We start from the raw sequence: 23,706 nt of genomic DNA, 5'->3' as shown, positions 1-23,706 counted from the left end.
GCCTATTCGGCTTGTCGTCCGCCGCGCTTTCGTCTACGCCTTCATCTGCGTTTTTGCCGCTTCAAACGCGCGGCGGACAAGCTCGTCATAAAAGGCCGCAGCCTCTTCGGGTTTGCCGTCGAACACGATCGCATGATCGTCGACCACCAGCACGCGGTCAATCGCATACTCCGGACGTCGAATCAGATCGATGTCATGCGTCGCGAAAATCACCTGCTTGTCATACGTGAACAGGGCTTTCGCCACTTTCGCCGAATCGATTTCGTCCAATCCTTTGGTAGGCTCATCGGCGACGATGGCCGCAGGAGACACGCTTAACGCGGCGGCAATCGCCAGCAAATGGCGTTTCAACGAATCCAATGCGGAAGCCGGCTGTCGTGCGACATCCGACAGGCCGAAATGCGCGAACAGATTGCCGATGATCGCCATACGTTCGCTATCCGGTATTTTTCGTGTCTTTAACGACGCATCAACTGCAGCGCCGATGTCTTTCGCCTGATAGTAGCTATTCGGAATCTCCTCGCGGCGCACGCGGCCAACGATTTCTTCAATGCGCTTGTTCTGTCTCTTAACGCTCGGATCAAGCGTCTCGCCATCGGCAATCACATGCACACTGCCCGTCGTCGCTTGCAATGCGCCGTCCAGAAGCTTCAGCAATGTCGTTTTACCGGCGCCGTTCAAACCGATCACGGCCACGCGGCGGTCCTGCGGCGTAATCGTCAGCGTGGTGGGGCGAAGGCCGATATTGCCGTCTTCGTAGGTGTAGCCGGCCTCACGCATTTCGAATACGACGGATGACGGCAGCGGCGCGGCTTTGCCGCCGAACAGCGATGTGAAGATCCCCATGAGCGCCATTGTAATGAGTGAATATTGGAAAACTGCGGAACGCTACGGAGGTCGTTCCGCAGTTTTCAATTCGCTTATATGCCGAAACGATCAGATTTGCCGATCAGGACTGTTTGGTGCTTGCATAATACGCGGCGCCGATGATGCCGGCCTCGTTATGCAGTTTCGCGGGAACGATCGGAGTCTTGATGTCGATGTGCGGCAGGAACTTCTCAGACATACGGCTCACGCCGCCGCCGACGACGAACAGTTCCGGGCTGAAATACATTTCCATCAGGCTGTAATACTTGGTCAGACGCTTCGCCCAACGCTTGTAGCCCATGTCGAGATTCTCACGCACAGCGGAGGACGCGTACTTTTCAGCGTCGCCCTTGCCCTTGCGCAGTTCGATGTGCCCGAGTTCGGTGTTCGGAATCAGCACACCGTTATAGATCAAAGCAGTGCCGATGCCGGTGCCGAGCGTCGTGGCGATAACCAGGCCGTCCTGGCCTTTTGCGGCACCATACTGCTGTTCGGCAAGGCCGGCGGCGTCAGCATCGTTCACCACGGTGACCGGACGGCCGCACGCCTCAGAGAAGACTTCAGTAACGTCCACGCCAATCCAGGACTGGTCCAGGTTCGCCATGAAGTCAAGCTTCTTGCCGGGCTTGATTGGTGCCGGGAAGGCGATGCCGACCGGAACATCCGCGGGGACTTCGAAATGTTCGAGCTGCTGGCGCACGATATCGCCGACGGCCTGCGGTGTGGAAACCTTCGGAGTCAGAATCTTAAGACGCGGCTCCGCGAATTCACCTTTTTCAAGATTGACCGGTGCGGCCTTAATGCCCGAACCGCCGATATCAACGCCGAACGCCTGTGCAGTTTCAATCATCTTTGAATTCTCCTCGTAGATGGTTTGAAGGTGGAACGAACCAGTACTCGCCATGTTATCTCGAATACCTCATAATTCACGCATTACCATCCACGTTTTGCATACGATTGCAGTGACGCCGGCGACGGATGGCGGCGCTCTGTGAAGTCATCCCCGGTCATACTTGCTGAAAATGCCATCGAATATGCCGCGAAATACAAGCATGTCGGACGATAATGGTGGCATGACACAACATACACAACTGATTGATGCCGTCGCCATTCGTACTGCGGTGCGCGATTATGATGCGGACCCGATTGATGATGATCAGATTCGTCAGCTTTCCATGACCATTGACGCGGTGAATACGCTGTCCGGACTGTCCATGCAGTTCGTCACGGACAAACCACAGGTGTTCGCCGATGCGAATGCTTCCGGACATTTGCATAATGCCGCCAATTACATCGCCGTCATCGGCCCGAAGAACGATGACGAGGCCAAAGAACAGGCCGGCTTTTATGCCGAACGCATTGTATTGACGGCCACGCAACGAGGCCTGGGCACGCTATGGGTCGGCGGAAGCTGGGATCCTGTCGAAGCGGCTAAATACTGCCGCATCAGTGGCAAGCAGGAATTGTATGTCGGCATTATTGTGGGACTGCCGCATAATCATCTTTCCCGCGCATCGCAAAGCTTTGAGGAGCTGTGCGAATATCAGCACACGCATCGCGCCAGCAAGTCCTTCGAAGAATTCACTGCGGGCATGAGCGATGCCGAGCGCGCTGCCGCGCCGGAATGGTTCCGTGCCGGCGTCGAAGCAGCGATGAAGGCGCCGAGCGCAATGAATCGCCAGCCAATCCTCTTCACCTATGACGCCGCCACCGATACGGCCACCGCCAGTATCGACCCCGCCGTCGAATCCCGTTATACATATAACGATCTGGGCATCGCCAAACTGCATTTCCAAATCGGCGCAGGCCAAGGCAGTTGGACGTGGGGCGACGAAGGACGCTTCACCCGCGGCTGAACCAAAGGCTAAACCAGCGGCGGCATCGGTTTCCAATTCGGATCGTGCAACAGCTTGCGCGAATCCCACCACCCCTTGGCGATCTGCACCAGTCCGGTGCGTACGTGTTCACGGTCCACCATCACGAGCCGGATTACTTCCTTCGCGGCGGTGGCGGCCGTGCCAAGCGCGAACAGCAGCGGGCGGTAATCGCCGTACGTCATGAAATAGCGGGCCATATAGCCGCGGTTACGCATGATGTGGTAACGGTTCATATCGGAGGTGGAATTCAGCTGCCGCAATCCGGCGATGTCCCAATTGCCGATTTCACGTGTACGACGGAGAATCACATCCGGCACGACGATCGGATTCGTGACCTTACTGGCACGGTAGCCGTACATGGTGTCGTCCCAGTAAATGAAGAAACGCGGATCGGGCAGGCCGATCTTTTCGACGACATTGCGCCGGAACAGGCCGCCTTCGAAGCACAGCGTATCCATCACGCGATAACCGGCCGGGCCAAAAGCGGCGGGCGCAATCGGGTTCGGGATACCCAACGGAATGATGAAATCGTACTGCCAATAGAATGGGCCGCCGTCGAAGTCGTAGCGGCTTCCCTGAATCACGTCATGTCGATCGGTCCACTTCGCAAGACGTTCGATCGCCTCCGGCAGCACTGCGACGTCGTCGTCCATCACCCAGAACCATTCGGCGCCCAATTCGTATGCTTTGGCCACGCCTGCGGAGAAGCCGCCGGCGCCGCCGAGATTGTCGGCCTGCGGCGCATAGACGACACGGTCCTCGCCGCCTTCGGCATCGGTCTCCGCTTTGCCCCACCGCATGGCAAGCCTGCCGGAAAGCTCGCCAACCATGGCCTTCGTTTCATCGCTGGCCTCATTGTCGACGATGATGATGCGCCAAGGCACGACGGTCAGCTTCTGGAACGATTCGAACAATGTGGCGAGCAGTTGCTGACGCTTGTAGGTCACGACGACGATCGCCAGTTTGTCAATGGTCTTCTGTGCGGCATGCTTTTCACTCATGCCCACCATTCTTGCACTCTCCCTTGATTGACGCGAGACGCGCACAATCGGCGCTCAATCGGCTCACAGTCGGCAAGGCATGACTGTCCATAGCATGGTCGCACACGATTCTCCGTATCACGCCGCCGGCTATGTTTGTCCTGCTACACCGGTAGAGATGAACGAGTAAGTTTCAGGGAAGGTGCAATTCCTTACTGGCGGTGATGTTGACGGCCGACGTCCATAACGGCCCAAGACAAAGCCCGCGAGCTGCCATGGCGGCCGATTCGGTGAGATTCCGAAGCCAACGGTCACAGTCCGGATGGAAGAAACGGAGCTCTATATGAGCATGCTTTCGCATAATCAGAATCATTCCACTACTGGCATTTCCACCGCTTCCTCAACCGGTTCGCGCCCGGATTCTTTGCATTCCACAGGCGTCGCCGATTCCGGTCGCTGGTCCACCCGTCGTATCGCCATCTACGCGCTGTTCACCGCTTTGGCGATGGCGTTGAGCTTTGTGGAACTGCCGCTGATCCCCGGCATTCCGTGGCTAAAGTACGACCCGTCCGGCATCGTCAGTCTGATCGCCGGTTTCGCGTTCGGTCCCTCCGCCGCCGCGATCGTGAGCGTTCTCGGCTTCCTGCCACATGTATTCATTGATCCGTGGGGTACTCTGATGGCCGTTGTGGTCGCGTTGGCGTTGTCCGTGCCGGCCGCGCTGATCTACCGCCGTTCGAAGACGCGCCGCAATGCGGTTATCGCCATTCTCGTCGGCGCCGTGGCCGCATTGGCCGCTGCGATCCTCGGCAATCTGCTGGTGACGCCGATCTATGCGCATATGACGATCGCACAGGTCGCCGCTTTGATCGTGCCGGCTTTGCTGCCGTTCAATATTGCGAAATTCGCGCTGCATGGCGTGATCACATTCCTGATCTACAAGCCGGTCACCCGCCTGCTTGACCGCTAGAAACTGGAATAGCTGGAATATTCAATCAGGGAGTTGTGATGCCTGCTGCTGGCTGCGCTGGCCGTTCTGATTGCGTGGCGTCGCTGCATCATATTCGATTCAGCTATGATGGCGGCGCCACTTGGGCGCTTGATGATGTCGACATTGACGTTCATGACGGCGAATTCGTATGTTTGGCGGGTCAGAATGGTTCGGGCAAATCGACGTTGGCAAGGCTGATCGCAGGATTGGCCGCTCCGGATTCGGGTGACGTGTCGCTGATGGGACGTGTTGTTTTTGATGACGCTTGCGCCCATTCTGATGCGTATCGTGATGCGCGCAAACATATTGGTGCGGTGTTTCAGAATCCTCGCGATCAGATCGTCACCACGGTGGTTGAGGATGATGTGGCGTTCGGTCCGGAAAATCTTGGCATCGAACGCGATGATATCGGCCGTCGCATCGATTCTGCGTTGGATGCCGTCGACATGGGAGATCGTCGTGCCGCCGATCCGACGCGGATGAGCGGCGGCCAGCAGCAACGCATCGCCATTGCCGGCATGCTGGCGATGGATTCGCGTATGCTGGTGTTGGATGAGCCGACGGCGATGCTCGATCCGCATGCTCGACGTGATTTCATGGGATTGCTGTCTGATTTGCGTGCGCGCGGTACGACGATAGTTCTGGTCACGCATCATGCGGACGAATTGGATGCCGCCGATCGCATCGTGAGACTGTGTAATGGTCATATCGTGCCGAACGATGCGGCGTCGGCGCATGGCTCGTCCTCTGATTGCGGCGTCATCGCAAGTGGCGTTGCCGCACCCGATATCGCAGACGACACCGCGAACGACGATGCGCATCGCGCCGCGCAACACAACGTAGTCGATGCGATGCCGGCCGGCTCGGCTTCGCAAGCATCCGCCCCGCAAATATCCGCATCGCAAAAGGACGGCACGGCATCCGATCGATCGGCGCCGCCGACCGCACTGTCGTTCCGCCATGTCGCATTCCAATATCCGGATACCGCTTATCCGGTATTTGAAGATGTCTCTTTTGATGTCGAAGCCGGCGAAATCGTCGCATTGATGGGCGTCAACGGCGCGGGCAAAAGCACGATCGCACGCCTTGCCTGTGCATTGGCAGCGCCTTCCGCAGGCGGCATCACCGTTGCCGGCATCGCCGTGGCCCGCGAGCGTCGCAGACTGCTTCCATTTTCTCGTCATCCGCATGTCGAGACGCTGAACAAGCGCGAACGCAAGCGGCTGCGTCGTGAAATCGGTTTCGTCATGCAGCATCCGGAACGGCAGCTGTTCGCACAGACCGTTGCACAGGATGTGGCATACGGTCCGACCAATCAGGGATTGTCCGAAACCGAAGTGCAAGAGCGAGTGGCCGATGCGCTGCAACTGCTGCGCATCGAGCATTTGGCGGAACGTTCGCCGTTCTCGCTTTCCGGCGGACAGCGTCGGCTGGTCGCCGTCGCCGGCGTGGTCGCATGCGGGCCGCGCGTGCTCGTATTGGACGAACCTACCGCAAGTTTGGATGCGGCCGCGGCCTCCCGCGTGCGTTCGTTGATTACGCGACTTGCAGCACGCGGCGTCGCAGTGCTCATCATCACGCACGCGCAGGAGGAGGCCGATCTGGCGGATCGCGTGATTCGGTTAGGCGATGTCTCCGACGATGGCCTTGCATCTGAAAATGTCGTCATCAGCGCCGCCGACGTCATCGATCCGAACGGCAATGCCGACATTCCCAACGATTCCACGGCATCCGGCAACGCCGCGACAGATGCCGGCACCATACAAGCGTCAAGAGTCTCCCCCACCCGTCCCGCACAGCAGCCCGACAAAGCAATCCCGCCGCTTGCCCGCATCGACGCACGTGTGAAAACGCCGGTCGTGCTGGCATTGATGCTTGCCATGTTCGCGGTGTCTTCCGCACCGCAACTGCTGCTCGGCCTTGCGATGACGTTTCTGGCGACCGTGCTTTCCGGCATCGGCGTGAAACGTCTGCTGCGCTCCACGCATATGGTTCTGGCAGTGCTGGTAATCGTCGGCCTGCTGAATGTGCTGTTTGTTCATACCGGCAATGTGCTGGCGCGACTGGGCCCGTTGATGGTTACCGATGACGGTGTCGCCACCGCAGTACTGTATGCCGTGCGCTTCGCATTGGTGATCGTTTTGGGCGCGGTGTTCCTGTATTCGACGACGCCGACCGCAATGACGGACGCCTTCGAAGCGTTGTTGTCCCCGCTGCGTCGTTTCGGCTGGCATACGCAGGAACTGGCGCTGGTATTGAGTCTGGCATTGCGATTCCTGCCGGATCTTACGTCGGAGGCACACGCGGTGATGGATGCACAGGCCGCTCGCGGAGGAGACATCGAAAGCGGGTCTCCGATGCGACGCGCCCGCGCGATGGCCGCCGTCGTAGTGCCGGTATTCGCCGGAACATTGCGTCACGTCGACGGCCTGGCCTTGGCGTTGGATGCGCGCTGCTATGAAGAGGGACTGCAACGAACCCATTGGCGAATCGCCCGTATCGCCACGCCAGAAATCCTGCTGATTGCAAGCGGCCTCGCCTATGTAACGCTGCTGCTGGCACTACCAATGTTGTGACGTCTGGCTTACAGACGTCAGCTGTTCAGGACGGCAACACCGTTCCATGATCCGCTCCAACGATTAACGACGGAATGCGGAGGCCAAAACGCCCATGGCCTCCGTGGGTCTGCCCTTCTGCGACGGTTTGTGGAGGTCATCCCCACCTTGGCCTCCGCATTCAGTCGCAAAATGACTGATTCGCGACGGTTTGCGGAGACTAGAACGTCCGTAGCCTCCGCATTCCGTCGCAGATTCCATTCCGCGGCAGTCCACAAAGAGAACCACATCTTCTGATTGCAGGTATCGCAGATTGAATCTACGCAGAACAGGGCGACTGTTAGGACGCGGCAGTTCGATATATCTAACATTACATATGAGGTTAGGTATTTATAACTTTTTACATATGTCTCATGTTAGAATTGTCTAACAAACAGTATAATGTTAGCTTTAGCTAACACTTCTTGAATATGTCACACAACCGGAAGAAGCAAATGTTTTCCAGCAATATCAGATCATTGCGGCAACTTACCGTCGCCATACGTGATGCCCGAATTATCAAAAACCTCACACAAGCCGAATTAGCCGAGCAAACCGGGCTGACCAGACCATGGATCAACCAATTCGAGCAAGGGAAAATTGCAAACGCAAGCATTACAAAAGTATTGGCCTTATGCAATGCTCTCGACGTCACCATCACTATCTCCTACGCCGCAACGAATAATGACAACAGCAAAAATGAAAACACTTCCCACCAAAGCGGCTCTCTTCAAGATGCAGACAAAACCAATACCACACATCGACCCCCCACAAACAAAACACTTGAAAATCCGAATTCCGCTATCCAGCAATCAATCGCAGCCTTCACCAGCGCACTCTCGGAAAGCGCATTACAGCAATATGCGGCGATTCTTGCCAATTTTTCGAGAACAAATCCCCCGCTTATGCCTGCATCAACAACAGACTCCGATTCTTCGCTGAATAAATCTTCACTGAACAAGGGCGACAACAATGCCGAACATTAAATCGCTCGACGTACTGCTTGAAGGCCACCATATTGGCACGCTGTATGAAGATGCTTCCGGAAAACACACATTCACCTACAATCTCTCCGCTTCCAATTCCGATTTGGCACAGTTATCATTATCCATGCCACGTCGTGTCGAACCATGGACCGGACTTCCGGTTGAAGCGTATATTGACGGCGTACTGCCCGACTCTGCAGATGTTCGGCAAAGAATCGCCCGACAATACGGGGTCAATGCCCGGAATCCATTTTCTTTACTCACAGCCGTTGGCCTTGACTGCAGCGGCGCAGTCCAATTTGTTGCGTCTCAACAAAAAGATTTGTTGCCGCAAAGCAGCATTGTTCCCCTCACCGAAGAGCAAGTGGGAGAACGCCTCAAAAATTTGGCTAATAATAGGCAAGCATCGTGGCAAAATACCGGCGAACACTGGTCTCTCAATGGCGCGCAGGATAAGATTGCACTGCGCCACACTAATGACCAGTGGTATTCAGCCGAAGGTTCCGCGGCCACAACACATATCATCAAACCAGGCATATATGAACTGCACGAACACGCATTCAATGAATATCTATGCTTGAAAACAGCGAAAAAGCTCGCCCTGCCCGTTGCACAAACGTATTATCAAGTATTCGGCCAGACACCGGCACTTGTCAGCGAACGATGGGATCGTTTAATCGACAATTCAACCAACCCAGCAACTGTACGACGCTTGCACCAGGAAGATTTTTGCCAGGCGATGGGCGTGATGACCGATCAGAAATATCAGTCTGACGGAGGTCCTGGAGCCGTCGACATCGTGCATTTCATGCGCTCAAACGGCTTCTCCGAACATGATGTAGTCACTTTTTTCAATGCCATGATTTTCAATTTCCTGATTGCGGGCTCCGACGCGCACGCCCGCAATTATGCGATTCTTGAGCCCAACGGAAAGCAACCGTCCCTCGCTCCTCTATATGACATTGCCTCAATGTTTGCATATAACACGCAACGCAAAGACCGCAAACTGGCTATGCGTATCGGCAGTGAATATCATTGGGAGCGTATTGAAATCAAACATTGGCAACAATTCGCCAAACAATGCGGAGGCCCACAAGACTGGAATACGATCAAAGCCGGACTCTACATCCTTGCCTTGTACACGCCCTTGGCTTTCATGCAGGCTGCGAATGAGGCATTACAACAAGTGCAATCCCTGCCGAACGCTAACGGCGAAAGTCAGGAGAATAAAAAACAACTTGTCAATCGCATATCTGCGGGTATTACAGCACAAAGTCAACGTGTTCTGACGTGGTTTGCGGAATGAGTGCAGCCCTTTCCCCTGCGTTATGTTATAGGACAACGGTTTAGCGACGGTTTGCGGAGGCCGTCCTCACCTTGGCCTCCGCATTCAGTCACAAATCCGCCCTTTTGCGACGGTTTGCGGAGACTAGAACGCCCGTAGCCTCCACGTTCCGTCGCAAAAACAAACAATCGGGGAAAACAATCAGCAGTATCAGCGCTGATCCCATTCGGCCTTCCACGCGTAATGCTGGTCGTAGGCGCTGGCCCAGAACATGTATTCGTTCTGCACGCCGGTGATGAAGATGTCGATGAGTTCCTGCTTGCGCTCCTCGCTCAGATCTGCGGTCAAACGCTCGATGTGTTCGATCAGCCATACGGAGCACTGCCAGAATTCGTCGGTCTTATACATGTCAACCCAGCTCTTGTATGGGTTGGAGTCCAGCGTATCGGCGAATTCGGCGGCCAGACGCTGGCCGTAATCCGCATACACCCACGCGCACGGCAGGACTGCGACCAGAATGTCGACCAGTTCCTTCTCATAGGCGATGGCAAGGATGTTCGACGTGTAGGCGCGGGCGAACATCGACTGCTTCACGTCCGTCATCTCCTCTTCGCTCACACCATACGATGCCATGTACTTGCGGTGCACGGAGGATTCGACGCTGAAGATGTTGTTCTGCACGTTGACCATGAATTGCATGACTTCCAGGTCGCTGGTCTTGGTGGTGGCCAGCGCGTGCACCTTGGCGTACTCATTCAGATAGCGGTAGTCCTGCAGCAGGTAGAAAGCGAATTTTTCGCGCGGCAGCGTGCCTTCGCCCAGTTCGCGCAGGAAAGGCTGGCGGTAACCGTCTTCCCAGACGAGGTCGGCGGCTTCGCGCATGCGACGCGCGAACGGCGGCAGACTATTCAGTGTGATCGGACCTTGGAAAGCCGCTTCGTCGGCGGAAGATGCGTTTTCGGATGTTGTCACGGACTGCGATTCAGCCATGATGCTCCCTTCGTAGGTGTTAGCCTTACAGGTTCCAAGGGTCAGGCCTTCGACCTTTCTCAACCCGCCGTTCGGGTTCCCCTGCATGAACGTCGCCATTATGGCACGCCGTCATGACGCATGATCTGCCATATATATCCGTCATATATATATATAAGAAAAAGCCTGTCGAAATGACGATTCGCGCATTTCGACAGGCCGTCAATATCAATCGCAACAATCAGATGCAGATGTCGATTTCAATCAGTGACCAGCAAGAGACAATCAACACCATGTGATCCACGCAGCTACATCACGATCATCTATCTGTTGCTGACTTCAATGAATTTCTCCAGCGTCTCCATGGCGGCGCCGGAATCGATGGTCCGCGCGGCCAAAGCGATGCCGTCGGCGATGCTATCGGCTTTGCCTCCGATGTACAGGGAAGCGCCGGCGTTCATCAGCACCGCATTGCGGCGAGCGCCCTGCTCCCCCGCCAGCACGGATCGTGTGATGGCGGCGTTCTCCTGCGGCGTGCCGCCGACCAGGTCTTCTCGTGTGCAGCGTGGCAGGCCGAAGCCCTCCGGTGCGATCACGTATGAGCGGAATTCGCCATCGTTGATTTCGCATACCGCGGTGGGCGCGCTCATGGAGATTTCGTCGAGCTTGTCACGTCCGTACACCACCATGCCGCGTTTGACGCCTAGGTTGGACAGCACTCTGGCCAGTGGTTCGACCAGGTATTCGTCGTAGACGCCAAGAAGCTGCATGGTCGGCGTCGCCGGATTGGTAAGCGGTCCCAGAATGTTGAACACGGTGCGGAAGCCGAGCTCCTTACGGATGGCGCCGACGTATTTCATTGATGTGTGGTACTTCTGCGCGAAGAAGAAGCACATGCCGACTTCGTTCAGCAGTTCGACGCAGCGTTGTGGATCCTGGTCGATGTTCACGCCCAACGCTTCCAGGCAGTCGGCCGTGCCGCATAGCGAGGAGGCCGCGCGATTGCCGTGTTTGGCGACTTTCATGCCGGCCGCGGCGATCACCAGCGCCGACGTGGTGGAGATGTTGAAGCTGTGCGCGTTGTCGCCGCCGGTGCCGACGATTTCAAAAATCGGCATGCCAAGGTCGACTGTGGTGGCGTGGGCGCGCATTGCGGCGGCGCAGCCGGAGATTTCGTCGATGGTTTCGGCGCGCGTGCTTTTGGTGGACAGTGCCGCCAGGAATGCGGCGTTCTGCGTGGGCGTGGTTTCGCCGCTCATGATCTCGTTCATGACGGTGTATGCCTCGTCATAGGTGAGGTCCTGCTTGTCGACGATTTTTACGATGGCTTCCTTGATCATGATCATGCCTCCTTGATGAAGTTGTTCAGCATTGCCGGTCCTTCCGGCGTGAGAATGGATTCCGGATGGAACTGCACGCCGTAGACGGGCAGTTCCTTGTGTCGTACGGCCATGATTTCGCCGTCGTCGGCGATGCCGGTTACGACGAGGTTTTCGGGAAGGCTGGCCGGGTCGACGGCGAGTGAATGGTATCGGGCGACCGGTGTGACCCGGTTGCAGCCTCGCAGCAGCACATTCGCATCATCGTCGGCGAATGTTGTCATTGATTGCTTGCCGTGCATGAGATGCTTCGCGTAGGTGATGCTGGCACCATATGCCAGGCAGATGGCCTGGTGTCCGAGGCATACGCCGAGGATCGGCGTGGTTGTGCCGAGTTCGCGTGCCACGTCGACGATGATTCCCGCGTCTTCCGGGCGGCCGGGGCCAGGCGAAAGTACGATGCGGTCGGGATGCAGGGAGGCGACTTCGGCGACGGTGAGTTCGTCGTTGCGTACGACGGTGATGTCGGAGTCAATGGAGCCGATGAGTTGGACGAGATTGTAGGTGAAGCTGTCGTAGCTGTCGATGAGCAGTATCATGCCGCCTCCTTGTCTTCGGCTGCGTGCGATGCCGTTTCGACTACCGGCAACGCCGTTTCGTTTGTACGCAGCGCCGCGGTGACGGCGGCCGCTTTGTTGATGCATTCGCGGTATTCGTTTTCGGCGATGGAGTCGGCGACGATGCCTGCGCCGCTGCGCACGTATACGGTACCGTTTTTCGCATAGGCGAGGCGGATGGCGATGCAGGTGTCCATGTTGCCGGTCAGGTCGATGTATCCGATGGCGCCGCCGTAGATGCCGCGCGGCGCTTGTTCGAGTTCGGCGATGAGCTGGCAGGCGCGGATCTTCGGCGCGCCCGATAATGTGCCCGCCGGCAGCACCGCTTCGATGGCGTCCAGTGCGTCGCGGTCCTCACGTAGGCGTCCGCGCACGGTGGATCCGATGTGCATGACGTGCGAGAAGCGTTCGATGTCGCGCAGGCGTTCGACTTCGACCGATCCGTAGTCGCAGACTTTGCCCAGGTCGTTGCGCCCCAGGTCGACGAGCATGTTGTGTTCGGCGAGTTCTTTGGGATCGCCCAACAGTTCCTGTTCCAGCGCTCGGTCTTCCGTGTCGCTGTGCCCGCGTGGCCTGGTGCCGGCGAGCGGGAAGGTGCGTAGTTCGCCGTTTTCCAGTTTGCCGAGCGTTTCCGGCGATGCTCCCGCGATTTCGACGTCGTCGCCGCTGAAATAGAACATGTAGGGCGAAGGATTGATGTCGCGCAATGCGCGGTATGTGCCGAGCAGGTTGCCGGTGAAGGGCGCGCTTAATCGGTTCGAGAGGACGATTTGAAAGATGTCTCCTTCTTTGATGTGCCGTTTGGCGCGTTCGACCATGGCGCAGAATCGTGTTTCGTTGAATAGCGGCGTCATCGGCCCTGTCAGCCGGCCGGTTTCGCTGTTATTGCGATTGTCGTTTGATGATGTCCCTTCGATGGTGCGCAAGAATTCGGCGATGCCTTCCAGTTTGCTGCAGGCGTCGGCATATGCCGCTTCGCCACCGTGCAACGTCATATTGGAAATCAGTATGATTGTCTGGCGCTCATGGTCGAAGGCGATGACCTGGTCGAAGAGCATCAGGTCGACGTCGCGGAAGACGTCGCCGTCGCCGGCTGCGCGGGGCACGGTCGGTTCGGCGTAGGAAATGTAGTCGTAGGAGAAGTATCCGACAAGGCCGCCGGTGAAGGACGGCATGCCCGCGATGCGCGGGCTGCGTCGTGCGGTGAGGATCTCGCGGATGTGTTCGGACGGGTTGTTCGTCGGGAAGGTGGCGTCGTCGACGGTCATGACGCCATCGACGCAATGCAGCGACAGTGACGGATCGTAGCCGATGAACGAATACCGCCCGTTGACCCCGTGTTCGGCTGATTCGAGCAGGAAGCAATGTGATGATGCGCGTTTGAGTGCGGAAATCACGTCAAGGGGCGCAAGTCGCCCTGCGGGGATTTCGCAGCTGACCGGCAGCACGTCGTATCGCCCGTCGGCGGCACAGCGTTCGACTTCGTCTAGAGTTGGTGTGAGCTCCATGGCATGGCCTTTCTGAATCGTTGTTCAGCGTTGCCATCATGGATGCTGCGCATGCGACGTCCCTGACAGCTTCGCTGCTTGTCAAGGACGAAATCGACGAACATATGCGGCGAATGATTACGCCGGATATGCGCCGCTTCCGCGGTGCCACCTTGTTTTCACGGCATGACCCGTGCTCTTAGCGAGATACCTTCATATCCCCGGCAACTGACGTATGCCTTCACGTTATGGCTTACTTTACGAGGTGCGCCCACGCGCTCCTCATATTTGGACCATACCCTCGGCGGCCCCATATGCAACGGTTCGTTTCCCGCCTGATTCTCAGCATCGCAGGCTCTCTGTAGGGGCGTTGTCGTCACCATCTCCGCTTCAACGGTTTGTTTGAGTTATGGGTTCAACGTAACCAGACAAGTCGCCGGACGACCGCACCGTGTCCGCATGTTGGACAATTCGCCGTCGTATTGTTCCGCCGATCCGGTTCCGGCCCCGCGCACATGTGAATGCCTTACGGTACAGTGGGAAGACTGATATTGAAGTTATCGACGTGAAATACCACTCCCCTTACATGTAAGGACATGATTGTTATGGCATTGACCAAGAAGCAGATCAAGCAGCTGCGCGGCCTCGGCCAGCACCTCAACCCGCTGATCCAGGTCGGCAAAAACGACCTGACCGACGCGGCCGTCAAGCAGGCTGACGAAACGATCGAAAAGCGCGAGCTCATCAAGTGCATGGTGTTGGACGGTTCCGGCCTGACCGCCAAGGAAGCCTCCGCGGAGCTGGCCGAACGCCTGAATGCCGAAGTCGTGCAGGTCATCGGCAACCGTTTCGTAATCTACCGTCGCTCCCGCCGCGACGACGTGGAGCACATCCAGCTCGTGCGCGAGTAATCGGCACGCGAAGCGGCACCACAGCAGCATACGAAAAAGCGCCCGCATGACGACGGGCGCTTTTTCGTATGTGAATCCGCTTAAGAACCTCACCGCACTACCGTGGGCTTACAACAGCACCGACGGCCGCGATGGCCGCCGGGATCCGGCAAAGGCTCATTCGCCTTCCGCGCCGAAGGCGATGCCCTCGTCACGCCAGCCCAGACCGACCAGATGCAGGCGCTCCGTCCGGCTCGCCGTGTAGAAATGCTCCCCGCTGTTCGTGTTGTACAGGCGGTACAGCGCGACCGTGTCCGGCTCGAACGACACTGCGACCGTATGCGCGGCGCGCACATCCCTGAACGTGTACTCACCCACCGCGCCCACGCTCACGCCGTCCACCAGCACGTCCGCGACCCGATACCCCTCGTCCGGCGTGAACGAGAACGTCCGGTCCGCTCCCTCGCGCACGCGCACGCTTCCGGACGGGAACACCGAACCATGCTCGCCAGCCGTGGCCGTGACCGTGTAGTACGAGTAGCTCGGCGGCTGCGGCCGTTCGACGACGGTCAGGAATCCGAGATCGCTTGTCTTCGAACCCGCTTCGTTGCTCACCACGCAGCGGTATCGATTGCCGCTCATGGCCGTTGTGGTCTGCCCCATGTCATAGGTGCCGCTCTTCGCACCGTCAATATCGTCCCAGTTTTCCCCGCCATCGGTGCTTTGCTGTCATTGATAGGTCATCGTTCCGTTCCCTATGGCGGTGACGCTAAAAGTGGCGGGCCCCCTCGGTCACGGTCACGTCTTCCGGCCCCGTGATAACGGGGACGCCAATAATCGTACCGCCCACCTCACTAATCAAAGTGCCTTTGTTGACGATGGTGCCGCTGTTAGTCAGCTTGCCATTACTGTTCAGAGAGGCCCCCTCCGGGATGGTCAGGGTTTCGTCCTCGCCGATCGTCAAGTCCTCCTGCAAAGTCACATCGCCGTACACGGTGCCTTCCCGTGTCGTCAAAGACGATGCCATCACCTGATGGCGTGGGGGTTTCGCCCGATATAGCTTCAATCCCGTTTTCCGCTCGCACAATAGCATTGTTACCGACGGTCAGACTGGTGGTGCTGGCAGTCCTGCTATTTACAATAAACCGTATCCCAGCACGACTTGTGCCTGTACCGACGCTGGCGGTCAGGCTGCCGCCATTGACTTCAAGGGAGAGCCGGGGGAGCTGGTGGCGTACGCGCTGGACTGTATACAGACGCCGGCAGCATAGTCATTCTTGGCGTTGATCGTGACGGCGGAATTTTCGATTCTCAGGGAGGCGTTGCCTCTTCCGCTTTTCACAGATATTCCATAGCTGCCTGTGGCGATAACGGTCAGACTTCCGCTTTCGCTGGCATCGCCGCCATTTTTGATGAAAAGGGAGGCATCCTGGCCTACCAGATAATTTCCGGCTTCTGCTTCCACATAAATCCCACGGTAGCCCCGGATGGTATTCTCGCCAATCAGCTCGATTGTCAGGGAAACCGATTGACCGTCACTGCACAGAGCATATATCCCGGCGCCATAAGGCGAATATGGATTATAGGCACCGTCATCAATCGTCGCCCCGCTTAAGGTCAGGGCGGCGGTGTTTGGGTCGTATTTGACAGTCCAATTCCCGTTTGCGCTGGATTGTGTTAACGCCCCATTGCCATCTGTGGTCCAGTAGGTGATATCACTGTCACTTCTAACCTGCTGATTTCCCACCCAAAGCGTATCAGGCGCATCATCCTCCGCCGCCAACGCCGTTGCGGGCGCGAAGAACAGCATCATGCACAGGCCGACAAGCGCCGCGAATATCCGTTTTCTCACAAGAATCCCCTTTCCATATACTTCCTCTCGACATGGCAGGCACACGGACAACGCAAAAAGGGGCGGGTTTCCCCGTGCGAACGCACGGGGAAACCCGCCCCCGAAAAGAAAAAGCGGGACGTCAGAACGCGAAAAGGACAGACTTATCCCTGTCTGCCTGTCCTGGACATACCGCGGGAAAGCATCATGTCAAATCCGCCTTGCCGCGACGCTGCCAGCCACACATCCGGCGCACGACATCGCACGCCGAATACCCCCTGTATACCGGAAGACATCACCAAAAGCAAGGGATATTCACGGTTCATCCAATACCGGTAGAAGTCAAAAGATGTAGTCATCGCGTTTATGACAGCAGCTCCAGCAGACCTTCACGAGTCAACGCTCCGACCGAGCCTGCTGCGCCGTCGACACCCATATCGCTGAAGTCAGTGAATTGGCGTGCCAGATCGCTTTTCGCCTCCTGAAGACGCACGATTCGCTCTTCGATGGTGTCTTTGGCGACAATACGGTATACGGTGACATCCTGCGTCTGACCGATGCGATGAGCACGATCCGTGGCCTGGTTCTGCGCGGCCTCGTTCCACCACGGGTCGGCGTGAATCACCACGGATGCGCCGACCAGGTTCAATCCCGTGTTGCCGGCCTTCAACGAAATCAAGAACACCGGCGTGGTGTCGGCGTTGAATTCGTCGACCAATTCCACGCGTTTGCGCTTCGCGGTCTGGCCTGTGATGCTGTAATATTTGACGCCATGCGCGGTAAGGCGAGCGCCGATCAGGTCGAGGAACGACGTGAATTGAGAGAAGATCAGCACTTTCTTGCCGGCGTCGATGCAGTTGTTGACGAGTTCTTCAATGGCGACGATTTTCGCTGACGCCTCCTTGGCATTCGCGTAGACGAGGCGCGAATCGCAGCAGATTTCGCGCAGTTTCGTCAATTCCGCCAGAATACGCAGTTTGCCGGTGTTGAGATCCACGTCTTTTGTTTTGTCGACGATGATTTTGAGCCGCTGCTCGTGCGCCGCATACAGTTTGCGCTGTTCGCCTTCAAGGCCAACGGTGACGACGGTTTCCGTTTTATCGGGCAGCTCGGTCAGCACGTCGGCTTTCAGACGGCGTTTGATGAACAGCCCAACGATGGCACGCAATTTGCCGACCATTACGGATTGTTCGTCGCCGGGCGCCAGGATGGGCTGCTCGTAGCGTTCGCGGAATTTCGTATATGTGCCGAGCAGTCCCGGCGTCAGGAAGTCGAATATGCTCCACAGTTCGCTCAACCGGTTTTCGATCGGGGTGCCGGTCAATGCGAAACGGTGCTCCGAATGCACCCGCTTCACTGCTTTGGCGAGTTTGGTCGCATGATTCTTGATGTATTGCGCCTCGTCCAGCACCATAACGTCGAAATCGCAACCGTCATAATCGTCGATGTCGCGTCGCAGCAGGTCGTAGGAGGTGATGACGATATCCGGAATTTCCGAGCCAACAGCAAGCGCAGCGGGCATACGCTTCCCTGTAGCCTCACCAGAATGCGCGCCAGAATCCTCACCGAGATCCTCGCTGATTTTTCCACTGAAATCCTGCGCAAGCTTCAACATGTCCAATACCGCGCGGCGTTCCGCCTTTGTGCCGGCAATTGTCACCGCTTTCAATCCGGGCGTGAATTTCGCGCATTCCGCAGCCCAGTTGTATACCAATGACGCCGGGCATACGATCAATGAAACCTTATGTACATCATCTGCGAGCGCGGCGCGGTATTGCAGCAACGTCAATGTTTGCAAGGATTTGCCCAAGCCCATTTCGTCGGCCAGTATGCCGCCGAAGCCCTTGTCGCATAAGGTCGCCATCCATTGGAAGCCTTCCTTCTGGTATGGCCGCAGAATGCCTCGCAAGGATTCGGGCACGTCGTATCGCATGAGATCAATGATTTTCAGATCGCCGACATAGTCGATGAACGATGCGCTTTTGTTCGCGTCGCCCACTTCAGCGTCCAAGAGGAACGCGCGGTATGCGGGCGCCGTGATATTGCCAGCGTTCAATTCGCGTTCGCTTAAGTCAAGATCCTGTGCGACGCGATCCAATTCGCTGACGTCCACGTTGTCCATGTCGAGGAAGCGCCCGTCGCGCAGACGATGGTAGCGTCGACGTTGCCTGTAGCTGGCCAAAACCGAGCCGACTTCATCCGCGGGCACTTCGTCGGCGATGGGCGATATTTCGACCAGATTGCCTTCAATGGACAATCCGACTTTCACACTGGTCGGATTTGTAGTAAGCAGTCCGCCGAAGGCTGGCGTCGAATATACTTCGCCGATTTCACGCAACATGGCGACGCCTTGGGTCAGGAGCAGCAGCACGCCGTCTTCGTTGTTTTCCTTCAATACGGCCGGCTTCCCCGGCTGTAATACGGGGAACAGTTGACGCACCAGTTCCACGGCCTGTTGTTCCGCGTCGCGATCGCGTACGATGAGGCTGGCCCTGTTGGTGGAATCGGGGTTCGCGGACCCGTGAATCCCGTCCGCATCGGGGATCAGCTGGAAGGAATGCTGCCCGTATTTCGCGGCCACTTCGCAGGTGATGCGGTCATACGTGCGGTCCAAATAGAATGCGATGGTGCAGTGCTGCGTACGGTCGACGGCCAATGATTGCGGCAGGTGCATGCCGATATCGGCTTTGGCGAGTTTGGGCAGCATGGTGCGTGTGAACATGACCCAGTCGTCGGATTCGATGAATACGCCGTCCGGGTCGCCGTTGCACAGCATGGTCAGAATCGGTTCGGCGACTGCGATGGCGGTGTCGCTGCGGAACAGGGCGGGCCTGCCTTCGGTCGCCGGGGTTGAGGCGAGAAGGAACATGCAGTCACGGCCCGTGATGGCGGTGTAGATTATGGTGCTGCAGCGGATGATTGCGCCTTCGCTCGCGCCGCGCTGTTGTCGTTCGACGGTGAAGTCGAATGGTGGGCGATCTTCGATGATTGATACCGGCTGAGCTTTGAGGGACGCGCCTTCGATGGCTATGTTGATTTCCCCCGTCTGCGCCCACAAGTCGACGAGTTCTGCGGTTTCCGCGTTGCTGAGCGCCATGTCTCGGGCTGCGTTGGCCGATGGGTAGTACGAGTATGAGGATCCCATTTGCCGTGATTCCAAGGCGCGCTGCAGCAATGCGAGCAGTTGCCGTGATTTGCCGTCGAACATGTCGGGCCGGTGGACGAACGTCAGCTTCTGCCCATGGGATTGATACGCCTCGCTGCGTACGTCGGAAAGAAGATTGGCGATGCTTTTAATGGTGTATGTCGTTTTGCCATGCCCGATGCTCAATCGCAGCGACCATGCGCGCTGGCCTAACATCAATGCGGGAATCAAGGTCACGCTGCCGGGCAATACCGGTTCCGTCGGAGCGGCGGCGCCTCGCGAGGCGTTTTCCAGATATCGCGAAAAATCACGGGCTCGAGAGCCGTGCTGCTGGTCGGCCACATACTGCTTTGCGTAGGTGAGACGTTTGAGCATGTCCAATTGGCGGTCGGTTTCCGCTTGACGCATCTGATTATCGACACGCTACATGTAGGAGCGCAGTTCACGTGGCGTCCCAGCCAGCGGACGGTAGCCTTGGAAAATCTCAGGATGCGCCATGAAGATCAGCGCGACGGCGACGACGTGCTTGCAGATTCCACTGTATCGCGAACCGGAAGATCCTCCCTCGTCATATGAGGGTACCCCGTATACGGCACCGCCGTCGTCATCGAAATCGTCGTAATCAATGTCGTAACCGTCATCGTTGAATTCCTGGGAGTTGTCCTCATACGCGTTCCAACTGCGCGCGATATGGATCTTTCTTGACCCGAAGCCGCCGCTGTCGGCGAAGGCGGGGCACGTGCAGTGGCGGGCCAACACCAATCTGTCGCTGGCATCAATCGTCAGGCTCACCGAATACACGTCATGCGACGACGTGCCACGCATTCTCATCGACAGGTTCAAACGGGATTCGCCATTCCCGCGCAGACAGGTGGCACCGATCACGCACTTGCGCCATTGCGCCAGAATGGATTGCGCCCGGTCATACACTTTCAGTGAACATTCGCTGAATACCGCGTCATCCAGCCATGCGAAACCCGAATCCCTCGTATCACGCCCGTATGCCGTCACGCTCGCCGCCTTTCATGCCGGGTCCCCATTGCAACTCCCACCTATGGTATCCAAATCCCATAGCGACGCGGCATGGTATACACGACCTTCACGCGGCGACGCTCCTTCGCCGACCTTATACTTGAGGGCATGACTGATTCTTTTGCCATTCGTAATGTTTCCAACGCCAACGGTTCCGCTTTCGTCAGCGACTATGGCGCACACGTGCTGCAGTGGGCTCCCACCGGCCAGGCTCCGGTGCTGTGGCAGCCGAAAACCGTGGCGTTGAAGGCCGGCGCCGCGATGCGCGCCGGTGTGCCTGTGGTGTTCCCCTGGTTCAACGGCGGTTATGAGAACGGCTCCACCGCCGCGAAGAAGCCGAAGCATGGTCTTGGCCGTATCAGCTTCTGGCAGTTGGATGAAACCGCTTCCACCGATTCGCATCTGCGATATGTTCTGGATTCCTCGCAGCTCGATCCAACCGTGCTCGATCAGATCACGTCGGGCCCGGGTGCGAATTTCCGCGCGGTCTACGACGTCGAAGTCGGCGGCGAGCTGACCATGGCGTTGACGGTGTTCAATGATGCGGACGCTCCCCTGACGTATGAGGCCGCATTGCACACGTATCTTCACGTCGGCGACATCGCCGATGTCACACTGGCCGGCCTGCAGGGCACGCGCTATCTTGATACGACGCGCGAAGGTTTCCCGGAATGCGTGCAGGATGATGAGCTGCTTGCCTTCGACGGCATGGTTGATTACATCTACTATGCGGCCGACGCTTCGGTCGAAGTGCGTGATGCCTCGTTGAACCGTGTGATCGCCGTCAAGAATTCCGACGCTCCGCAGACCGTCGTATGGAATCCGGGCGAGCAGCTTGGCAATGCGCTAGGCGACCTGGAAGCGGGCGAATGGCGTGGCTTCGTGTGCGTGGAGGCCGCAGCGAACCGCGATCGGTCCATCACCATCGCCCCACATGAATCGCATACAATCAGCCAAACGCTGTCGCTGCGTTGATATCAGTGATATTGCGCTGATTTGAAAATACAAAAGAGCTGGCCCACCGCATGGCGATGGACCAGCTTTTTTCATATGCGTATTGTCGTGTGATTATCTGGATTCGATGTCGACAATCGCGTTTTCGATATCGCGCAGACGATTACGCAATGCGGATTCGATATCTACGCCGGCCCGATGTGCGGCACGAATTGCCGTGATCACGGCGTCGGCATACTGCGATTCAGGATCATCGGACGACGGCATGTCGAAGGCCGCTTCCAATTCGTTGCGACGCGGCGACTTGGCGACGCGGGACACGACCTTCGCGGTGCGAGGCAGTGCACCCTGCGCACGCGAAATACCTTCCAGCACCGAAGAGCGACGCTTCTCCTTCTGCTTCGCCTGTTCCCACAGAGCCAAAGTTTCCTCGGCATTCTTCGGGCTTTCCGGGTCTTCCACGTCATCAGGCGTGAAAATATGCGGGTGGCGTGTGATGAGCTTGTTCACCAAGCGGTCGCACACTTCATCGATATTGAACGGATCCTGATCGTCATGCGAGCAGACCTGCGCCTGGAAGACGGACTGCAGCAGCATGTCGCCAAGCTCCTCGCGCATATTGTCACGGTCGTCGCATTCCAATGCGTCGATGTATTCGTAGGTCTCCTCCAGCAAAGGCTTGACCAGAGAACGGTTCGTCTGCTTGGCATCCCACGGGCACCCGCCCGGCTCGTGCAGAATCTTCACGATGGCCCTTACACGGTCCAACGCGGAAACGGCCTCAACAACGGGCGTGAGTTTCGAACAATGTTCAAAACCTTCAGGCAATGCATAGTCATCATGTGCGGCAACAGTCATACGGTCATTCTCACCACACACGTGGACGCCGACGACATCGCATCATCGCGTCGCAACGAATCGCATCCGCGGAATGAGATTGCTCGGCCTGGTCATCGTCGCGCATCATCGGAGGCCGTCGCCGTAGCGGATTTCTTCGACGCCGCCTCATGCGCGTCAATGGCCTGCCGTAAATAGTCACGGTCCTTTGATTTGAGACGAGGCACGAATTTGCTGATGATCGAATCACGGCCGCGATATTTGATGTACAGAAACCCGAATATGCAGAAAACGACCGCACCGATGAAATTCACGATAAGGTCCTCCATCGTATCGTACAAGCCGATGTCAAGATAGCCGCCGAGACCCAGATCCCGCCCGTTGACGGTCACGTCAGTGATGCCGTCAATGGTGACGATGTTGTTCGCATGCTCCGGATCCAGCGTCACCGTGGAAATCGAATGGATGACCGTGTCCTTCTGCATGTCAAGACCGAACATGCGGTCCATCGTGAATTCGTAGAATTCCCACAGCACGCCGATCGTCATCGAAAAACAGAACGAAATGATCGCCAGAAGCCACGGAGACAATTCGAATTTGACTTTCTCGCTGCGGCTGAGCAGGTCCACCAGCGAAAAACCGATCGCCGCCATCAGGAAACCGTTCAACGTGTGCAGGATCGTATCCCAGAACGGGAAGCTTTCGTAAAACGCGCTGATTTCACCCAGAATCTCCGCCGAAAAAATAAACAGCAGCACGACCACTTCCAACACCGACGGGAATTCTATGCGGAAGGTCACCTGCACGAAGCTCGGCATAATCAGCAGCACCAGCGTCAACAGGCACAGAAACACGCTTTCGTAATTGCCGTTGAGAAACTGCAATACCAGCGTCAACAGCACCAGCACACGCAACACCACGTATACGGCGAATGAGCTTTTATGCTCGCGAATCTCCATGCCTACGGCATGCGCCATCACATGCCAACGCTCACCAAACGAAGGACGACTATCTCTCATACCACCATTTTATTGCCGTGGGAGAC

21 protein-coding genes, 1 pseudogene and 2 riboswitches are annotated in these 23,706 nt (G+C 57.2%); of the genes and pseudogenes, 7 read left to right on the top strand and 15 right to left on the bottom strand.

All coding sequences use genetic code 11. The features are described 5' to 3' along the window. Nucleotides 1-33: 33 nt before the first annotated feature. Entirely contained in the window at nt 34-846 is an 813-nt protein-coding gene (locus AC1AWD_RS02490; protein ID WP_476563461.1) for an ATP-binding cassette domain-containing protein, read from the bottom strand. Nucleotides 847-949: 103 nt separating this feature from the next. Further along, nucleotides 950-1,717 carry a polyphosphate--glucose phosphotransferase gene (gene ppgK / locus AC1AWD_RS02485; protein ID WP_476563460.1) on the bottom strand — a complete coding sequence of 256 codons (768 nt, stop codon included), beginning with the start codon at nt 1,715-1,717 and terminating at the stop codon, nt 950-952. A 223-nt stretch (nt 1,718-1,940) separates the two neighbouring features. Here ppgK and AC1AWD_RS02480 point away from each other — a divergent pair, with 223 nt between their 5' ends. Next, on the top strand, nt 1,941-2,723 hold the full coding sequence (locus AC1AWD_RS02480) for a nitroreductase family protein (RefSeq protein WP_476563459.1): 783 nt from the start codon (nt 1,941-1,943) through the stop codon (nt 2,721-2,723). 8 nt (nt 2,724-2,731) lie between these two features. Here the strand turns inward: AC1AWD_RS02480 and AC1AWD_RS02475 are convergent, their stop codons facing one another. Then, nucleotides 2,732-3,745: a glycosyltransferase family 2 protein gene (locus AC1AWD_RS02475; RefSeq protein WP_476563458.1), complete on the bottom strand. Its 1,014-nt coding sequence runs from the start codon at nt 3,743-3,745 to the stop codon at nt 2,732-2,734. A gap of 164 nt (nt 3,746-3,909) precedes the next feature. Further along, nucleotides 3,910-4,062: riboswitch (FMN riboswitch) on the top strand. 11 nt (nt 4,063-4,073) lie between these two features. On the opposite strand from AC1AWD_RS02475, the gene AC1AWD_RS02470 reads away from it, so the two are divergent. The 4 genes from AC1AWD_RS02470 to AC1AWD_RS02455 all read left to right on the top strand — a co-directional run bounded on the left by AC1AWD_RS02470 (nt 4,074) and on the right by AC1AWD_RS02455 (nt 9,601). Next, nucleotides 4,074-4,694 (top strand): ECF transporter S component, encoded by a 621-nt coding sequence (locus AC1AWD_RS02470; protein WP_476564551.1) that lies wholly within the window; start codon nt 4,074-4,076, stop codon nt 4,692-4,694. A gap of 38 nt (nt 4,695-4,732) precedes the next feature. Continuing rightward, on the top strand, nt 4,733-7,291 hold the full coding sequence (locus tag AC1AWD_RS02465) for an energy-coupling factor transporter ATPase (RefSeq protein WP_476563457.1): 2,559 nt from the start codon (nt 4,733-4,735) through the stop codon (nt 7,289-7,291). A 449-nt stretch (nt 7,292-7,740) separates the two neighbouring features. After that, nucleotides 7,741-8,295: a helix-turn-helix domain-containing protein gene (locus AC1AWD_RS02460; RefSeq protein ID WP_476563456.1), complete on the top strand. Its 555-nt coding sequence runs from the start codon at nt 7,741-7,743 to the stop codon at nt 8,293-8,295. After that, nucleotides 8,282-9,601 carry a type II toxin-antitoxin system HipA family toxin gene (locus AC1AWD_RS02455; protein WP_476563455.1) on the top strand — a complete coding sequence of 440 codons (1,320 nt, stop codon included), beginning with the start codon at nt 8,282-8,284 and terminating at the stop codon, nt 9,599-9,601. The genes AC1AWD_RS02460 and AC1AWD_RS02455 overlap by 14 nt, the downstream gene beginning before the upstream one ends. 189 nt (nt 9,602-9,790) lie before the next feature. Here AC1AWD_RS02455 and tenA read toward each other — a convergent pair whose 3' ends face one another. The 4 genes from tenA to AC1AWD_RS02435 form a co-directional block, all read right to left on the bottom strand. After that, a complete protein-coding gene (gene tenA / locus AC1AWD_RS02450; protein ID WP_476563454.1) occupies nt 9,791-10,570 on the bottom strand; it encodes a thiaminase II in 780 nt (259 codons plus the stop codon). Further along, nucleotides 10,559-10,663, bottom strand: a riboswitch (TPP riboswitch). It overlaps the preceding gene by 12 nt. Nucleotides 10,664-10,872: 209 nt before the next feature. Next, nucleotides 10,873-11,895: an anthranilate phosphoribosyltransferase gene (gene trpD, locus AC1AWD_RS02445; protein WP_476563453.1), complete on the bottom strand. Its 1,023-nt coding sequence runs from the start codon at nt 11,893-11,895 to the stop codon at nt 10,873-10,875. Further along, the gene (locus tag AC1AWD_RS02440) at nt 11,892-12,467 is read right to left on the bottom strand and encodes an anthranilate synthase component II (protein WP_476563452.1); all 576 of its coding nucleotides are present in this window, start codon (nt 12,465-12,467) and stop codon (nt 11,892-11,894) included. The genes trpD and AC1AWD_RS02440 overlap by 4 nt, the downstream gene beginning before the upstream one ends. Further along, nucleotides 12,464-13,993 carry an anthranilate synthase component I family protein gene (locus AC1AWD_RS02435; protein ID WP_476563451.1) on the bottom strand — a complete coding sequence of 510 codons (1,530 nt, stop codon included), beginning with the start codon at nt 13,991-13,993 and terminating at the stop codon, nt 12,464-12,466. Before AC1AWD_RS02435 ends, AC1AWD_RS02440 begins: the two co-directional genes overlap by 4 nt. Before the next feature lie 584 nt (nt 13,994-14,577). On the opposite strand from AC1AWD_RS02435, the gene AC1AWD_RS02430 reads away from it, so the two are divergent. Then, nucleotides 14,578-14,883, top strand: coding sequence for a YhbY family RNA-binding protein (locus AC1AWD_RS02430; RefSeq protein WP_476563450.1), 306 nt, complete (start codon nt 14,578-14,580; stop codon nt 14,881-14,883). A gap of 156 nt (nt 14,884-15,039) precedes the next feature. On the opposite strand, the gene AC1AWD_RS02425 is transcribed toward AC1AWD_RS02430, so the two are convergent. The 6 genes and pseudogenes from AC1AWD_RS02425 to AC1AWD_RS02400 form a co-directional block, all read right to left on the bottom strand. Further along, nucleotides 15,040-15,504, bottom strand: coding sequence for a hypothetical protein (locus AC1AWD_RS02425; RefSeq protein WP_476563449.1), 465 nt, complete (start codon nt 15,502-15,504; stop codon nt 15,040-15,042). A 127-nt stretch (nt 15,505-15,631) separates the two neighbouring features. Then, nucleotides 15,632-15,889 carry a hypothetical protein gene (locus tag AC1AWD_RS02420; protein ID WP_476563448.1) on the bottom strand — a complete coding sequence of 86 codons (258 nt, stop codon included), beginning with the start codon at nt 15,887-15,889 and terminating at the stop codon, nt 15,632-15,634. Between the two features lie 159 nt (nt 15,890-16,048). Beyond that, entirely contained in the window at nt 16,049-16,714 is a 666-nt protein-coding gene (locus AC1AWD_RS02415) for a hypothetical protein (RefSeq protein ID WP_476563447.1), read from the bottom strand. Between the two features lie 343 nt (nt 16,715-17,057). After that, complete coding sequence (locus AC1AWD_RS02410) at nt 17,058-18,626, bottom strand: DEAD/DEAH box helicase (RefSeq protein WP_476564549.1); 1,569 nt, start codon at nt 18,624-18,626, stop codon at nt 17,058-17,060. Then, nucleotides 18,621-19,790: pseudogene (locus tag AC1AWD_RS02405) on the bottom strand (SNF2 helicase associated domain-containing protein); the annotation flags it as partial. The gene AC1AWD_RS02410 and the pseudogene AC1AWD_RS02405, both read right to left, overlap by 6 nt. A 471-nt stretch (nt 19,791-20,261) precedes the next feature. Then, entirely contained in the window at nt 20,262-20,849 is a 588-nt protein-coding gene (locus AC1AWD_RS02400) for an SWIM zinc finger family protein (protein WP_476563446.1), read from the bottom strand. A gap of 129 nt (nt 20,850-20,978) precedes the next feature. Here AC1AWD_RS02400 and AC1AWD_RS02395 point away from each other — a divergent pair, with 129 nt between their 5' ends. Continuing rightward, a complete protein-coding gene (locus tag AC1AWD_RS02395) occupies nt 20,979-21,845 on the top strand; it encodes a D-hexose-6-phosphate mutarotase (protein WP_476563445.1) in 867 nt (288 codons plus the stop codon). 93 nt (nt 21,846-21,938) lie between these two features. Here the strand turns inward: AC1AWD_RS02395 and AC1AWD_RS02390 are convergent, their stop codons facing one another. After that, nucleotides 21,939-22,682 carry a nucleoside triphosphate pyrophosphohydrolase gene (locus tag AC1AWD_RS02390; protein WP_476563444.1) on the bottom strand — a complete coding sequence of 248 codons (744 nt, stop codon included), beginning with the start codon at nt 22,680-22,682 and terminating at the stop codon, nt 21,939-21,941. Nucleotides 22,683-22,774: 92 nt separating this feature from the next. After that, complete coding sequence (locus tag AC1AWD_RS02385) at nt 22,775-23,680, bottom strand: DUF2238 domain-containing protein (RefSeq protein WP_476563443.1); 906 nt, start codon at nt 23,678-23,680, stop codon at nt 22,775-22,777. Nucleotides 23,681-23,706: the final 26 nt, after the last annotated feature.

Source organism: Bifidobacterium sp. LH_512, assembly GCF_056356435.1.
Note: the sequence above shows the minus strand (reverse complement) of the source record. Positions and strands in the feature narration are given on the sequence as shown.